This window comes from Caulobacter sp. GW821-FHT11A05 (genome assembly GCF_058809015.1).
Genome location: NZ_JBXASF010000014.1, coordinates 98,569 through 112,524, shown reverse-complemented (window position 1 = coordinate 112,524; position 13,956 = coordinate 98,569). Strand labels below are relative to the sequence as shown.

At 70.9% G+C, this 13,956-nt stretch carries 15 protein-coding genes; 2 read left to right on the top strand and 13 right to left on the bottom strand.

The genetic code is table 11. The features are described from left to right. Position 1: 1 nt before the first annotated feature. The 6 genes from AC1RSK_RS18745 to AC1RSK_RS18720 form a co-directional block, all read right to left on the bottom strand. Positions 2-850 (bottom strand): hypothetical protein, encoded by an 849-nt coding sequence (locus tag AC1RSK_RS18745; protein WP_492909132.1) that lies wholly within the window; start codon positions 848-850, stop codon positions 2-4. Further along, the gene (locus tag AC1RSK_RS18740) at positions 847-1,635 is read right to left on the bottom strand and encodes a hypothetical protein (RefSeq protein ID WP_492909131.1); all 789 of its coding nucleotides are present in this window, start codon (positions 1,633-1,635) and stop codon (positions 847-849) included. The genes AC1RSK_RS18745 and AC1RSK_RS18740 overlap by 4 nt, the downstream gene beginning before the upstream one ends. A gap of 19 nt (positions 1,636-1,654) precedes the next feature. Further along, positions 1,655-2,167 (bottom strand): phage tail protein, encoded by a 513-nt coding sequence (locus tag AC1RSK_RS18735; RefSeq protein ID WP_492909129.1) that lies wholly within the window; start codon positions 2,165-2,167, stop codon positions 1,655-1,657. Between the two features lie 30 nt (positions 2,168-2,197). After that, complete coding sequence (locus AC1RSK_RS18730) at positions 2,198-4,456, bottom strand: phage tail sheath subtilisin-like domain-containing protein (RefSeq protein WP_492909128.1); 2,259 nt, start codon at positions 4,454-4,456, stop codon at positions 2,198-2,200. A gap of 13 nt (positions 4,457-4,469) precedes the next feature. Next, positions 4,470-4,727 carry a hypothetical protein gene (locus tag AC1RSK_RS18725; RefSeq protein ID WP_492909127.1) on the bottom strand — a complete coding sequence of 86 codons (258 nt, stop codon included), beginning with the start codon at positions 4,725-4,727 and terminating at the stop codon, positions 4,470-4,472. A 300-nt stretch (positions 4,728-5,027) separates the two neighbouring features. Further along, a complete protein-coding gene (locus AC1RSK_RS18720) occupies positions 5,028-5,831 on the bottom strand; it encodes an AfsR/SARP family transcriptional regulator (protein ID WP_492909126.1) in 804 nt (267 codons plus the stop codon). Positions 5,832-6,255: 424 nt separating this feature from the next. On the opposite strand from AC1RSK_RS18720, the gene AC1RSK_RS18715 reads away from it, so the two are divergent. Next, a complete protein-coding gene (locus AC1RSK_RS18715; protein WP_492909125.1) occupies positions 6,256-6,972 on the top strand; it encodes an alpha/beta fold hydrolase in 717 nt (238 codons plus the stop codon). Here AC1RSK_RS18715 and AC1RSK_RS18710 read toward each other — a convergent pair. The 7 genes from AC1RSK_RS18710 to rsmI all read right to left on the bottom strand — a co-directional run bounded on the left by AC1RSK_RS18710 (position 6,969) and on the right by rsmI (position 13,219). Continuing rightward, the gene (locus tag AC1RSK_RS18710; protein WP_492909124.1) at positions 6,969-8,543 is read right to left on the bottom strand and encodes a YifB family Mg chelatase-like AAA ATPase; all 1,575 of its coding nucleotides are present in this window, start codon (positions 8,541-8,543) and stop codon (positions 6,969-6,971) included. The genes AC1RSK_RS18715 and AC1RSK_RS18710 overlap by 4 nt on opposite strands. A gap of 158 nt (positions 8,544-8,701) precedes the next feature. Then, positions 8,702-8,998 carry a hypothetical protein gene (locus AC1RSK_RS18705; protein WP_492909123.1) on the bottom strand — a complete coding sequence of 99 codons (297 nt, stop codon included), beginning with the start codon at positions 8,996-8,998 and terminating at the stop codon, positions 8,702-8,704. Between the two features lie 55 nt (positions 8,999-9,053). After that, positions 9,054-10,007 carry a hypothetical protein gene (locus AC1RSK_RS18700; protein WP_492909122.1) on the bottom strand — a complete coding sequence of 318 codons (954 nt, stop codon included), beginning with the start codon at positions 10,005-10,007 and terminating at the stop codon, positions 9,054-9,056. 91 nt (positions 10,008-10,098) lie between these two features. After that, positions 10,099-11,049, bottom strand: a complete 951-nt coding sequence (gshB, locus tag AC1RSK_RS18695; protein ID WP_492909121.1) for a glutathione synthase — start codon at positions 11,047-11,049, stop codon at positions 10,099-10,101. A gap of 89 nt (positions 11,050-11,138) precedes the next feature. After that, the gene (locus tag AC1RSK_RS18690) at positions 11,139-11,954 is read right to left on the bottom strand and encodes a SirB1 family protein (RefSeq protein WP_492909120.1); all 816 of its coding nucleotides are present in this window, start codon (positions 11,952-11,954) and stop codon (positions 11,139-11,141) included. Between the two features lie 6 nt (positions 11,955-11,960). Further along, positions 11,961-12,338 carry a YraN family protein gene (locus AC1RSK_RS18685; RefSeq protein WP_492909119.1) on the bottom strand — a complete coding sequence of 126 codons (378 nt, stop codon included), beginning with the start codon at positions 12,336-12,338 and terminating at the stop codon, positions 11,961-11,963. Then, positions 12,335-13,219: a 16S rRNA (cytidine(1402)-2'-O)-methyltransferase gene (gene rsmI / locus AC1RSK_RS18680; RefSeq protein WP_492909118.1), complete on the bottom strand. Its 885-nt coding sequence runs from the start codon at positions 13,217-13,219 to the stop codon at positions 12,335-12,337. The genes AC1RSK_RS18685 and rsmI overlap by 4 nt, the downstream gene beginning before the upstream one ends. Positions 13,220-13,293: 74 nt before the next feature. Here rsmI and AC1RSK_RS18675 point away from each other — a divergent pair, with 74 nt between their 5' ends. Beyond that, positions 13,294-13,944, top strand: coding sequence for a hypothetical protein (locus AC1RSK_RS18675; protein ID WP_492909117.1), 651 nt, complete (start codon positions 13,294-13,296; stop codon positions 13,942-13,944). Positions 13,945-13,956: the final 12 nt, after the last annotated feature.

The window sequence follows — 13,956 nt, the reverse complement described above, 5'->3', positions numbered from 1 at the left end:
CCTACAGCCTCCTCAGGTAGCGGGCGTCGATCGCCCGGGCCCGGTCGCGGCGACTGGTGTCGGGCGCGGCGGCGGGGGCGGGCTCGTGGATCAGCACATCGATCTGCTCGATGGTGACGGCGGAGGGTCGCCAGCCGGCGGCGCCGGCCGGGGCCGGGGCTGTCCAGGCGGGCGGCGCGGCGCTCTCACGGGGTGACCAGTCCATCGGCGCCATGGCTTGCGGACCGGTCTGGGCCGGCGCGCTGGCCTCGGCCCAGTCGTCGCCGGCCCAGTCGTCGGCGCCCCAGTTATCGCCGCCAAAGTCCATCCCGCCAGTGTCGAGGGCGGCGAACGGCGCCTGCTGCGCCGCCTCGCCGGGCCGTCCACCGGCTTGCGTGCCGGCCAGGGCGCCGGGGCCGGCCGGGACCGCCGCCGGAGCGGCCGGCCCGGGGTCGGCCGCGCGGCGATGCAGCGCCCGGGCCGGATTGGGCGGCTTGATGCCGGCGGCCGCTTCGGGCTTGGGCGTCTCCTCCTCCGGCGGCGGCTCGCCCGCGCCCAGGGTCCGCTCTGGCTGCATCAGGGTCGGCGAAGGCGCGGCGGGGGCGCGGCGGGCGGGCGTTCCCTCGGTGGTCGCCGTCTCCTGATCCTCCTCGGCCCAACTCGTGCCCTCGGTGGTGATCTCGCGGGCCAGCCCGCCACCAGTCGCCTGGCGACGGGCCGGCTGAGCGGCCTCTTCCGCCTCCTCCGCCTCGGGATCGACCTCGCGCTGGCCGAGGAAGCGGCGCGGCAGCAGCCGGTCCTTGGCCATCAGGGCCGAGGGATCAGCCGCCGTCTCGGCGGCCCGGCTGGCCAGGCGGGTCAGGAAGCTCATTGCGGCCGCCCCCGGGCCCCGCGCCGCTCCAGATCGATCAGGTCGAGATAGCGCCGCCGTCGCGGTGAGGGCAGCGCCAGGATGTCGGCCTCGCGCCAGTGGTAGACGCTGGCCATCCGATGGATCTCGCCGACGAGGTCGCTCTCGCGCGGAAAGGCGAAGGCAAAAGGATCAATCCGCGCCGTGGTCGCCTCGCCGCAGGCCGGGCAGGCGCTGGCCGCTTCCTCGGCGACCTCCGGCGCACCGGCCTCAAGGGCCGCCTCGATCCGCACCAGGTCCGTCGCCGTCCAGTCAGCCGCGCCGTCCAGGCAGGCCAGGGCGATCAGCCGGCCGCGCGGATCGCCGCCGTCTCCGCCGGCCACCGCCTCCTCATGGAAGCCATTGGGCGACTCGAAGCGGCGCCGCCCGGCCGAGGTCTTCACCGTCACCTCGGGGAAGGAGCCCTCCGGGGCCTTCACCGGCAGGGCGGCGATGTCGACCCCCATGTCGTAGGCGGCGTCGCAGGACCGGCAGCGGCCCTCGAACCAGTCGTCGGCCTTGCGGAAGGCGCTGGCCAGCTGCTGCAGCAGCCAGGTCCGCGAACCGCTGGCCAGCGACCGGACCAGGTCGGCGTTCACCGCCGCCCCGCCGACCTCCTCGAAGGCCGTGGCCAGCACCTGGGTCACCCGCCGCGCCCTTGGCCGGCCGGACGCCGCCGCCTGGGCGATGGCCAGCTCGATCTCGCCGGTGATCGCCCGCAGGCGATACGGCGGAAAGGCTTGGGGGAAGGTCTGCGCCGCACGCATGGGTCAGGCCGCCGGGCGATCAGGTTTCTGTCGGCTCGGCGGTGCCGGGATCGCGGACGAAGCCCTCGTGCTGGATGGTGATCGACTGGATGGCGATGGTGTTCATGCTGTTGGCGTCCAGCTCCGGCAGGGCCTGGAACTCCGACACCCAGGCGCGCTTGAGGCTGTAGGTCAGGGCCGGCACGCCCTGCAGGTTCAGGACGTGGATCTGCACGGTCTTGCGGTAGTGCAGGAGCGACATGCCGGCGTCGCCTTCGGCGGCGTTGTTCACCGCGTTGGCCCACTCCTCGAAGACGGGATCGTGGCTGAGGCCCTGTTCGAGGGTCACCGCCTCGTAGGAGGTGCCGCCTGGAATCACCCGCTGCTGCGAGGGATCGCCGGCGGACCGCCATTTGACCACCTCGCGGGTGGATTTCAGGGCGCTGAGCTTGGAGGCGGCGGCCACGGTCTTGCCGCCGATCACCACCTGGAACTTGAAGGTCCGGTAGGGATCGTGGGTGGTCGAGCTACCCGGGAACATGGGGGCTGGCATGGGTCAGGATCTCCTTGGAGCGACGACCGGTCAGGCGCTGCGGCCGACGATCTGCTGGATCTGGACGACGACGAACTCGGCGGGCTTGAGCGGGGCGAAACCGACCACCAGCCGGACGATGCCGGCGTCGATGTCGCCCTGGGTCATGGTCGCGTTCAGGCCGCAGCGAACGAAGAAGGCCTCCGACGCCTTCTCGCCCTGGAAGGCGCCGGCCCGGAACAGCCCGTCCATGAAGTCGTTGGAACTGGCCCGCAACGAGGCCCACAGCTTGTGGTCATTGGGCTCGAAGACCACGCTCTGCAGGGCTCGATAGAGACTTTCCCCGATCATGCTCTCGGTCCGCCGGATCGGGATGTAGCGGAACTCCGGCTTGGCCTTGGCGGCCAGGGTGCGGGCGCCCCACAGCACCGCCGGGCCCTGGATGGAGCGGATGCAGTTGACGCCCCATTCGTTGAGGTTGTCCTGGTACTCGTTGCCGATGACGATGTTGGCGCCCTGGGCTCCGCGCACCGTCGCCTCCAGCCCGGCCGGGGCCTTCCACACCCCGCGCGAGCCGTCGATACGGGCCCAGAGGCCGGCGGCGAAGGCCGAGGGCGGCAGGTCGAAGACCTTGGGCTTGTTGGCCGCCGTATCGGGATCGTGGAACGGGTTGGCCACCGTCAGCCACGGATAGTAGAGGGCGGTGAACGAGGAGTTGGGCGCCCCCAGGTCGAGGAAGGCCTTGGGCGAGGTCAGCTCGTCGCTGACCCGCGGGTTGGGCGGATCGACGATGACCATGCGGTTGCCCATGTATTCGGCGTGGGTGATGGCCGCGTCGATGGCCCCGTTGTCGCCGCCCTTGATCCAGGTCTTGCCCGGCAGCAGGACGATGCTGACGTCCCGGAAATCGCGCAGGACCTCGAAGGCCGCGGTGTAGTCTGTATTGGCCGGCGCCCCGGCGTCGACGCCGCCGATCAGCGAGGTCGATGCCGTGCGGGTGACGGTGTCGAAGGCGGCCGGATAGCTCAGGGTCGAGGGCCGCCGGGCCGTACTGGTGGCCGTCAGCCCGAGCAGGGCGCTGGCGTCGCCGGCCGCCGGCGTGACGCTTATGGCCCGGGAGCCGGCGCCGTCGGAGACCGACATCACCAGCCGGGTCCCCGACACGGTGGCCGCGAAGGTCGGCAGGGCGACGCCCGTTTCGGGCGGGATGGCGGCCCGGGCGAAGGCATCGGTGATCAGGGTGGCGGCGGCGCCGAGGCTGGTCGTGGTCGCCGCGAAGGTGATGGTCCGCGTCGCCGCCCCGGAAGTGACCGCCAGGGTCAGGCCGGCGATGTCGGCCCCGACGATCACGGTCGAGGCCAGGTCGGCGCCGTCCAGCACGGTCGGATCGAGGCCGAGCGCCAGGCGCGCCGTGCCGGCGGTGGCGGTGACCACCGACGTGCCGGTGAACGGGGCCCCGGCGATCAGCAGCAACCGCCGGTCGCGGGTCACCTGGGCCAGGAAGCCGGCTCTGGGCGTACCCGCCGTGGCGCCGGTGCGCACCTGGGTCTGGATGGCCTCGGCCAGGTCCTCGAGGGTCGTGGCCGTTCCGTCGAAGGTGACGACCACCGCCGGCGCGCCGGAAACCACCACCGACAGAGTGAGGCCGGTGGCGATGGTCGTCGGGTCGAGAGCCGCCAGCGGCGCGCTCAGCAGGGCCGCCGTCTGTCCCGCCCCGGCGGCGGCGATCGCCAGCTGACTGACCGAGACGAGCTGCGACTGGGCGCTGACCCGGCTGGGCAGGTAGCGGCCGTCATTGGGGTCCAGGCGCAGGTCGGTGAACTGCTCCAGCGCCTTGAACCGGCCCTCGACCGTCAGGCCGAGCGCCAGGATGTAGCCCAGGCTCGGATCGCTGGGGTCGGTCTGGCGGAACCGGACCTCCAGGCCGTTGGCCCACTCGCCGTCCGACTTGGCCGTGAAGTAGAAGCCGTCGGCGGGGTTGTCGGGCACGCCCAGGGCGCCGATCGCCGACCGGCCGCCGGCCCCGCCGACCGGCACGATATAGGCCTTGGAGCCGCCGTTGTTGAAGAAGGCGTTGACCGCCAGCCCGAAGGCATCCGGCGCGGCGCCCAGGTCGCGGACGCCAGAGCGGCCGTCGTCGAGCACCCCGAACTGCTGGGCGAAGAGGCTGGGCGAGGTGACGAACACCGGCTGGTTCAGCCGGCCGCGCTTCACCGGGCCGACGAAGGCGGCCACGGAGGTCGAGGCCGCCTCGATGGCCAGCAGGCCGCTGGGCAGGTACTCCACATAGACGCCAGGATGCTGGTACATCGGCAGGTCTCCGTCAGATCGCGCGTGTGGGGGAAGGCGGCGCGCCGCCGTGCTCGGCGATGGCCGTCAGCCGGCCTCGCAGGTAGGTGAGGACAGGATCGATGCCGACGAACCGGCGGGTGTCCGCCTCGCCTGGGCAGTCGAGCTCGACCCGCAGGGGCGACGCCGGTTCCTCGGCCGACTGGCCGGGCGCGGCCGTCCGTCTCGCCCGAAGGACGAAGACGTGGCGCTCGAAGGCGCCGTCGGGTCTGACCAGGTGCGCGTCGCTCATTACGAACAGGCTAGGCCCGCCCTCTGGCCGGCTCGCTTGTCGGCCGATGGTCGCGGCGGGCGCTCGGGGATGGACGAGGACTCTTCGGTGGGCAGACGCGGGTCTCGCCAGCTCATCACCGGACGATCACAGCACCATCACCGCCCTGCCCGAATGCGGAGGGCAGACGCGCGGTGCGCGCGTCGGGTGGGGAAGTGGGTTGGATCGTTGCGGAAGGACGGTCGGCTTATGAAGCCGTGGCCGACTTCCCCACCCGGCGGGCAACGCCCGCCTGCCCTCCCCAATTCGGGGAGGGACGGATCAGGCCCCGGGTTGGTGGGCCTGGTAGAAGCCGGCCCGGGAGTCGGCGATGACGCTCATCAGCCGCCCGACCAGGTCGCCGGACCGCCGCCCGGCCGCCGCCGCCGCGTCCAGCCCCTCGGCGGCGGGCAGGTCGGCGCGGATCAGTTCGAACAGGGCGCAGGTCTCCGGCATCGGCCGGATGGCCATCTCCCGCCGCAGCAGCGCCTCGTAGTCGCGGTACTGCATCAGCGCCCGCACCCGCTGGCCGCTCAGCACGTACAGCCACATCACCTGGCACTGGGCCTGCTCGTGGAACGGATCGGCGGCCAGCAGGCGGCGGCCGTAGTCCAGGGCGTCCTCGTACCGCCGCCGCAGGCCGCAGTCGTACATCAACAGGCCGATGGCCCGCAGGTACAGATTGAACAGCCGCTCCCGCTGCACCACCGCCCAGGCCCCGCCGGCCCCGCCCAGAAACGGCCCGCCATAGCCCTCGACCGCCGTGATCAGCCGCGCCCGCAGCGCCGGCCCCAGGTCGCCGGCCGGCTCGCCCTCGCGCACCGCCGCCCGCACCGCCGCCTCCAGCTCGCGGATATCCAGGCCCGCCTCGCCCAGGCCCAGCACCACCGTCTCGCCGGTCGAGACCAGGTCCAGTCCCAGCGGCTGACCCGCCTGCTTGTTGATCCGCCACAGGGCGGTGTTGAGGGCGGCGCGGGCCCGGCCCGGCTCGGCGTCCTCCCAGAACTGCCCGGCCAGCGTCTCCCGCCGCACCTCCCGGCCCTGACAGAGCAGATAGGCCATCACCTCCAGGGTGACGCCCGACAACGGCAGTCGATACGGCTTGGCGTCGCGGTGAATCGCGACACCTCCCAGAAGTTGTATCTCTACGGTCGTGTTGACCAATAGTTACGCCTTCGCTGCTGCCGGACACCGACGGCCCACGGGGAGCCGAATCCCGAACAATACTCGGGCCGCGTCCCGGTTCGGAACGCGAATAGAGCTAACGGCATATAAACTACGTGACGCGGCAAGTACTGCCATCGCCCCCGAAAGTTCTATGCCTCAAACCATCCCACATTGTGCATAGCGACTCAAGTCGGAGACTCACGTTCTGTCGATGGGGACCCGATCAACACCGCGCGAGGTCCCGCCGCGTCCCCACCAACCTGCCGCGGCCTCGGCCCTCCAAGGCCCTCGTGATCCGCCCGGCCGTCCGCTAGGTTGCGCAAAAAGACGAGGGGGAAAGACCATGGCCACCTTCATCCTGGTGTCCGGCGCCTGGCACGCCGGCTGGTGCTGGGAGCGGCTCGCGCCGATCCTGGAGGCGCGCGGGCATCGGGTGATCGCGCCTGACCTCCTGGGCATGGGACCGGACAGGACGCCCCTCGCCCAGGTCAGCCTGGCCCGCTGGGCCGACCAGGTCGCGGACCTCGTCCGGGCCCAGGCCGAGCCCGTCGTTCTGGTGGGCCACAGCCGCGGCGGCGTCGTCATCAGCGAGGTCGCCGAGCGGGTTCCCGAGAAGATCCGATGCCTCGCCTACCTGGCCGCCATGCTGATCCCCGACGGAGCCAGCATGATGACCGTCCTCGCGCCGCTTCTCGAGGGAAGCGAGAACCAGATGGAGATGCGGCCGGACGGCACGAGCGTGATCCCGCGCGAGCTCGTGGCCCCGACCTTCTACAACACCACCCCGGCCGACTGGGCCGCCCGCGCCGCCGACCAGCTGACCCCCGAGCCGATGGTGGTGTTCAGCACGCCGCTCAGCCTCAGCGAGGCGCGCTTCGGCGCCGTCCGCCGCGCCTACATCGAATGCACCGAGGACCTTGCCGTCCCCCTGGCGCTGCAGCGCGCCATGCAGGCGGCCCTGCCCTGTGACCCGGTGATCACCCTGGAGACCGATCACTCCCCCTTCTTCTCGGCCCCCGATCGTCTCGCCGCCGCGCTTGAGGCGATTGCGGGGGTCTAGATCGGCATCCGGCCGAAACCGGCCCCAAAGCTGGACGGAGCCGCCACGCCCTCCTCCGTCCCGGGCCCGGTGCGGCGGTAGATCAGCGCCTCGGCGACGTGGATGCGGCGCACGCCCTCGGCCTGGTCGAGGTCGGCGATGGTGCGGGCCAGGCGCAGGGTGCGGGTCCAGCCGCGGGCGGTCAGCCGGCCGGCCTCGGCGGCGCGGGACATCAGGGTGCGGGCGGCGTCATCGAGGGCCAGGGCCTTTTCGAGGAAGTCGCCGTCGGCGCGGGAATTGAGCGCCGGGGCGCCTTCGCCGGCCTGCGCGGCGCGGGCCGCCTGCAGGGCGCGGGCGGCGGCGACCCGGGCGGCGGCCTGCGCCGTGCCCTCGGCCGGCGGCGGCAGGGCCAGGTCGGCGGCGGTGACCGGCGGCACGTCGACGGCCAGGTCGATGCGGTCCATCAGCGGCCCCGATACCCGGCCCTGGTAATCGCGCTGGCAACGCGGAGCCTTGCCGCAGGCGCCCTTGCCGGCCCCGCCATGCCCACAGCGGCAGGGGTTCATGGCCGCGACCAGCTGCACCCGGGCCGGATAGCGGATGTGGAAGTTGGCCCGGGCGACCATCACCTCGCCGGTTTCCAGGGGCTGGCGCAGGCTGTCGAGCGCCTGGACGCCGAACTCGGGCAGCTCGTCGAGGAACAGCACGCCGTTGTGCGCCAGGCTCACTTCACCGGGTTTGGCCTTGATGCCGCCGCCGGTCAGGGCCGCCATGCTGGCGCTGTGGTGGGGGCTGCGGAACGGCCTGTCGCGGGTCAGCGTCCCCTTGGCGATCAGGCCAGCCACCGAATGGACCATGCTGGTCTCCAGCAGTTCCGAAGCCGTCAACGGCGGCAACAGGCCCGGCAGCCGCTGGGCCAGCATCGACTTGCCCGAGCCGGGCGGCCCGACGAAGCAGAGGTTGTGACCACCGGCGGCGGCGATCTCCAGCGCCCGCTTGGCCTGCTCCTGGCCGCGCACGTCGCGCAGATCGGGACCGCCCGTGGACTGGATGACCTCGCCGGGGCGCGGCGCGGCCATGATCTGGGTGCCGCGAAAATGGTTGATCAGCCCGATCAGCGAGCGCGGCGCCAGGATGCGCGTTTCACCGGCCCAGGCGGCCTCCGGGCCGCAGGCTTCCGGACAGATCAGGCCCAGGTCCATGGCCCCGACGGCGATGGCGGCCGGCAGAGCCCCGGCCACCGGCGCTATGGTCCCATCCAGCGACATCTCGCCGATCGCCGCCCAGCCGTTGAGCGAATCCTGAGGGATGATCCCCATCGCCCCCATCATCGCCAGGGCAATGGGCAGGTCGTAGTGGCTGCCCTCCTTGGGCAGGTCGGCGGGCGCCAGATTGATGATGATCCGCTGTCCGGGCATCGACAGCCCAAGTCCGGTAAAGGCGCCCCGCACCCGCTCCCGGCTCTCGGCCACCGCCTTATCGCCCAGGCCGACGATGACGATGTGGGGTTCGCCGCCGGTCAGCTGCACCTCGACGTCAACGCGCCGGGCTTCGACCCCCTGGAAGGCGACGGTGACGACCTTGGCGACCATGTTCCCCCCGCCCGCGCTTAAGTGCTTGAACTTATGCTACTTATCCACAAGACCAGCACGAGCGGCGGCTCAAATCAAGAACAAATATAGAACCAGACGGGAAGCTGAGCACAAACAGTCATCTAGCTGTCATAAGCTCAGATCGGAAGACAGCGGTGTCAATCGAGGTAGCGGGTCGGGCTCTCGTAGACCCGGCCGCGATCCTCGCGCTTGCGCTTCTCGGTCATCGCCACCCAGACGGACCCGCCCAGCCAGACGATGACGCCACAGAAGGCCGGAAACGCCGTCTTGGTCACCAGCACCACCCCGGCCATGGCGAAGGCGTAGCTGAGCACCACCGGAACCACCAGCCGCCGGCCCAGCCAGCAGGCGACCAGCGCCGGCGCGATGGCCAGCAGGGCGGCCATGGCCAGCATGAAGGCCAGATCGATGGTGACGGGCGGCGTGACGGTCATGCCTCCAGTCTGGCGCGGGCGTGGTTTCACCCCGGTTCACGCCCGTCGCATTTTCTCAGACGCCGCAGCTGGAGGCCGAGTCCCGGCGCAGGGCGCAGATGATCTGCGAGCCCTGGGCGCCTGGATAGGTCCGCATGATCTCGCTCTCCATCCACATCCACTTGTCGTAGGTGTCCGTGGCCGCGACGTTGAAGGCGCGGCTGAAGTTGTCCTTGATCTTGGCCCGGGTCTTTCCGCTGCCGTCCTTGTTCAGGTAGTCGTGCTTGACCCGCGACCAGTTCCAGAAGCCGTAGTTGCAGTGGCTGAACTCCGGGAAACCGTCGTAGCAGCCGCTGATCAGGCCGCTGGGAAACGCCTCGCCCGGCTTGCGCGGGTCAAGCCAGGGGGCGCGGACCGGGTTGTTCAGGCCAGGCGGATTGTCTCGCGCCACCTTGCGGCCAGGATCGGACTGATCCACCCAGTTGGAGTGGGAATAGAAGTCCTGCGAAGCGTGCAGCGCCAGGCCCATGTCCTCCAGCACGTTGCATTTGGCCCGGCCCTTGAAGCCCAGGTAGCTGCAGTCGTTGGGCTTGCTCGTCATCTGGTCGGCCCGCACAACCCACTGCCCGCCCGGGTTCTTCTCGACCAGGGGGCCCGCGTCCCGCACCGCGTCATGCAGCCGCGCGAAGATGTAGCCCCGGCAGGCCTCGAGCTTCTTCTGGGCGTCCTGCCGGCTCTGCGGATAGTCCTTCTCGTCGAACCAGTCAGCGCCGTCGCAGTGGTTCTCCATCGAGGACATCAGGCCCCTGGCCGGATTGTCCGGCGCGCCCACCGCGCCCCAGGTGCCGTTCTCGCCGGCCAGCTCCGACAGGGTCCAGGGCCCGAGCAGGGGACCACCCGTGCTCATTCCCTGACGGGTGATGCGCTCATGCTCGGCGTCCTGGCCAAGCACCGTGCTGCGGACTGTTCCGAACCCGGTCACCCCGATCACGATCGCCGTCGCAAGTCCCGCGATTGCCAAGCCACGCATGTCCGCCCCCAAAGGCTGTTTGCCGAGGCGTGAACCTTAACAAGATATCGACATAATGCAACCTGGAGGAGAAAACACCCGGCGCGGCGGTTCAGGCGCCGGCGCGAATCGCCTCGATGCGGTCCCACATCACCTCGGTCACGTCCGGCCCGCCGAACCGCTTCAGCTGCTGGGCGCCGGTCGGGGAGGTGACGTTGATCTCGGTCAGGTAGTCGCCGATGACGTCGATGCCGACGAACAGCAGGCCGCGCTTCTTCAGGTCCGGACCGATGATGGCGCAGAGTTCCAGGTCGCGTTTCGTCAGCTCGACCGCCTCAGCCCGGCCGCCGCGGGCCAGGTTGGAGCGCACCTGGCCATCGGCCGGCACCCGGTTGATGGCCCCGACCGGCTGGCCGTCGACCAGCAGGATGCGCTTGTCGCCCTTGCTGACGGCCGGGATGAACTTCTGGGCGATGACCTGCTCGCGGCCGATCAGGGCGTGCAGTTCGAGCAGGGCGTCGAGGTTGGGATCGTCCTTCTTCAGCCGCACCACACCCGAGCCGCCGCCGCCGTAGAGGGGTTTCAGCACGATGTCGCCGTGGCGGGCCTGGAAGTCGTGGATGGCCTCGGCGTCGCTGGTGATCAGGGTCGGCGGCTGCACGCCCGGGAAGGTGGTGACGTAGAGCTTTTCCGGGGCGTTGCGCACCTCGGTCGGGTTGTTGACGACCAGGGTGCGGGGATGGATGGCGTCGAGGAAGTGGGTGGCGGTGATGTAGGCCATGTCGAAGGGCGGATCCTGGCGCATCAGCACCACGTCGATCTCGGCTCCGAGGTCGAGCAGCACCGGCTCGCCGGCGGTGACATGGTTGCCCTTCTCGCGCCGGATGGTGACCGGGATGGCCCGGGCCAGCACCCTGCCCTCTTCCAGGGAGAGCTTGTCGGGGGTGTAGACCCAGAGCTTGTGGCCGCGCGCCTGGGCGTTCTCCATCATCAGGAAGCTGGTGTCGGTATCGATGTTGATCCCGTGGACCGGGTCCATCTGGACGGCGACGCGCAAGGTCATGGGAGCTCCAACGAAGTGACGTCCGCTAACTTGAGGGGCGGGCGGAGGGTTTGGAAGGGGCGCGGCGGCGGTTTTGCCTGATGGCCGCGTCAGTTCAGCTGCATACGCACCCGCTCGCGCGCCGCCCGGGCCGAGACCGCCGCGCCGCCGTCGAGGATCGTCGCGCGGCCCAGCGCCTCCAGGGCCCCGGCCAGGGCGCCCTGCCCTTCGCGGGCTCTGGCCACGTCGAGCCAGGGGCGGTGGTCTTGCGGGTTCAGCAGGGCGCGGCGCAGGGCCGAGCGTTCGGCGGCCGGCCAGTCGGCCCGCTGCTGGGCGCGGGCGAAGATGTTGTTCTGCAGGCGGATGAGGACGGCGCGGTCGCTGACCGGGGCCATCAGCGCCTCCAGCCGGCTGGCCACGTCGGGGGTCAGGCCGGCCCGCAGGGCCCGCCGCGACAGCTCCGACGGCAGCACGATGCGGCCCTCGCTGAACGGGTCGAGCGCCATCGGCCCCTCGCGGGTCTCGATGCGCAGCAGGAAGTGGCCGGGGAAGTCGACGCCGTGGACCTGCAGTTTGCAGCCCCGGGCGGCGTGGATGTAGACCACCCCCAGCATGACCGGCAGGCCCTTGCGGCGCTCGACCATGTGGATCAGGTCGGCGTTGGCCGGGCTGTCGTAGGTGATCACATCGCCCTCAAGCCGCAGGTCGCCGGCCATGGCCTCGGCGATGGCCTCCTCGGGGCTTTCCTTGTCGAGACGGGCGGCCAGTTTCTCGACGGCCTCGCGGCCCAGTTCCATGGCCGGGCCGGTGTCGCGGTCGGGATCCTCGTGCACGGCGCAGGCCAGGGCGGCGTCGAACAGGGGGAAGGCGTCGTCGGGCGCCTCGCCTGCCTGGGCCAACAGCTGTTCCGCATCCTGCCGGGTCATGAGCCTCTAATAGCCATCTGGCCACGCGTCGGGAATATGACGCGGCCATTTGCCCGGAGACAGGGCGATCAGGTCAAGCCGCACCGTAACGCCTTTCAGGGCCGGTCGGTTCGCCGCCAGCTGGACGCCGGCCCGGCGGAGCCGCTCGCGCTGTTCGATACGCACCGCCTCCAGGGCCGCTTCCGGGGTGGTGCGGCTCTTGACCTCGACCACGGCCAGGGTGCGGCCCTTCAGGGCCAGGAGGTCGATCTCGCCCTGCGGCGTCTTCAGGCGAAAGCCGAGGATGCGGTAGCCACGCAGCATCAGGGCCAGCGCCGCCCAGATCTCGGCCCGGCGGCCGGAAAGGCGCGCCGCCCCACCCCGGGCGCTGCGGACCTGACTCACCGGGTATCCTTCATGGCCAGCGCCTTGCGATAAAGCTCCCGGCGATTGACCCCCAGCGCCTTGGCCACCTCGGAAGCGGCCTCGCCGGGCGGCAGACGGGTCAGGGCCTCAGCGAGCGCCGCATCGGCGTCAGCCTCGGTGGCGACCTCATCCTCGCCGGGCCCGACGACGACGACGATCTCGCCCTTGGGGTCGTCGAGCTTGGGATCGGCGGCCAGTTCGGAAAGGCGGCCGCGCACGCAGGTCTCGTGCAGCTTGGTCAGCTCGCGGCAGACGGCGGCCGGGCGATCGCCGAGCACGGCGGCCATGTCACCTAAGGAGGCGGCAAGGCGCGGGCCGCTCTCGAAGAAGATCAGGGTCGAGCGGATGTTGCTCAGCTCGCCCAGGAAGGTGCGCCGCGCCGCGCTCTTGGGCGGAGCGAAGCCGACGAACATGAAGCGGTCGGTCGGCAGGCCGGCCAGGGTCAGGGCCGCCAGCGGGGCCGAGGCGCCGGGAATGGGGAAGACCGCATGGCCCGCCGCGATGGCCTCGATGGCCAGCCGCGAGCCCGGATCGCTGACCATCGGGGTGCCGGCGTCGCTGCACTGGGCGATGCGGGCGCCGTCCTCCAGCATCCGCAGGATCTTCGGGCCGGCCTGGGCCGCCGAATGCTCGTCATAGCGCAGCAGCTTCTTCGACAGGCCATAGGCGTTGAGCAGCTTGGCGGTGACCCGGGTGTCCTCGGCCAGCACCACGTCGCAGGCGTTCAGCACGTCCAGCGCCCGCAGGGTGATGTCGCGCAGATTGCCGATCGGCGTCGCCACCAGATAGAGGCCGGGCGCCAGCGTGGCCTGCGACAGGGGCGGCGGGGGCGGACGTTCGGCCAAGGGGGCTCCCGGCATGGGGCGAGGCGGCTTGCCGCGCGTTGAAGGGCAAGGGATAGAGACTCCTCTGATCCGCGCAAGGAGCCGCGCCGTTGGGCAAGTTCATCTTCTGGCTGGTCGTGATCGTCGTGCTGGCCCTGGCGGCCGTCTTCGCCTGGTGGTGGTTCGACGCTCGCTGGCGTCCGGCGACGGTGACGAAGAACCAGGCCGAGATCGTCAAGATCCTTGAGGGCAGCGGCTATGTCTCGCCCGGTCTCGGCGGCCCTAAGGCCTACATCGTCGTCTTCCGCAGCTGCCCCGACTGCATCCGCTATGTCGCCGAGGAGCTGCCCAAGCTGCAGGCGGCCGGGGTCGACACCCGCGTCATCGCCATCGCCCGCGCCGATGTCGGCGGGGTGGAGAAGTCGACGCCCGTGGAGCGCACCACCGTCGCCGAGCTGTGGATCAACCGCAGCTGGCCCCTGTGGGAACAATGGAACAGCACGGCCGTGGAAGCCTGGACCGCGCCCGGCCTGCATCCCGCCGATGGCGACATGGCGCGCACCGCCGTCGTCGAGGTCGGCCGCAAGGCGGTGGCGGACCTGAAGCCGTTGCTGGCGGCGAATGGCGTCCAGGTCGGCGAGGCGGGGGTGAAGTATCCGACCATCATCTGGTGGACCAAGGACGGTGCGATGAAGGCCTGCGCCTGCGAGGATGTGCGGACGTATCGGTTCGTCCGCAAGGACCTGGGGGCCAAGGACTAAGTTCCTCCCCCA

What these genes read in the sequence shown, in the direction of transcription:
- AC1RSK_RS18710 (WP_492909124.1), bottom strand. Translation starts at nt 8,543, where the DNA reads ATGGTCGCCAAGGTCGTCACCGTCGCCTTCCAGGGGGTCGAAGCCCGG.
- AC1RSK_RS18700 (WP_492909122.1), bottom strand. Translation starts at nt 10,007, where the DNA reads ATGCGTGGCTTGGCAATCGCGGGACTTGCGACGGCGATCGTGATCGGG.
- AC1RSK_RS18730 (WP_492909128.1), bottom strand. Translation starts at nt 4,456, where the DNA reads ATGTACCAGCATCCTGGCGTCTATGTGGAGTACCTGCCCAGCGGCCTG.
- rsmI (WP_492909118.1), bottom strand. Translation starts at nt 13,219, where the DNA reads ATGCCGGGAGCCCCCTTGGCCGAACGTCCGCCCCCGCCGCCCCTGTCG.
- AC1RSK_RS18715 (WP_492909125.1), top strand. Translation starts at nt 6,256, where the DNA reads ATGGCCACCTTCATCCTGGTGTCCGGCGCCTGGCACGCCGGCTGGTGC.
- AC1RSK_RS18690 (WP_492909120.1), bottom strand. Translation starts at nt 11,954, where the DNA reads ATGACCCGGCAGGATGCGGAACAGCTGTTGGCCCAGGCAGGCGAGGCG.
- AC1RSK_RS18740 (WP_492909131.1), bottom strand. Translation starts at nt 1,635, where the DNA reads ATGCGTGCGGCGCAGACCTTCCCCCAAGCCTTTCCGCCGTATCGCCTG.
- gshB (WP_492909121.1), bottom strand. Translation starts at nt 11,049, where the DNA reads ATGACCTTGCGCGTCGCCGTCCAGATGGACCCGGTCCACGGGATCAAC.
- AC1RSK_RS18735 (WP_492909129.1), bottom strand. Translation starts at nt 2,167, where the DNA reads ATGCCAGCCCCCATGTTCCCGGGTAGCTCGACCACCCACGATCCCTAC.
- AC1RSK_RS18745 (WP_492909132.1), bottom strand. Translation starts at nt 850, where the DNA reads ATGAGCTTCCTGACCCGCCTGGCCAGCCGGGCCGCCGAGACGGCGGCT.
- AC1RSK_RS18725 (WP_492909127.1), bottom strand. Translation starts at nt 4,727, where the DNA reads ATGAGCGACGCGCACCTGGTCAGACCCGACGGCGCCTTCGAGCGCCAC.
- AC1RSK_RS18705 (WP_492909123.1), bottom strand. Translation starts at nt 8,998, where the DNA reads ATGACCGTCACGCCGCCCGTCACCATCGATCTGGCCTTCATGCTGGCC.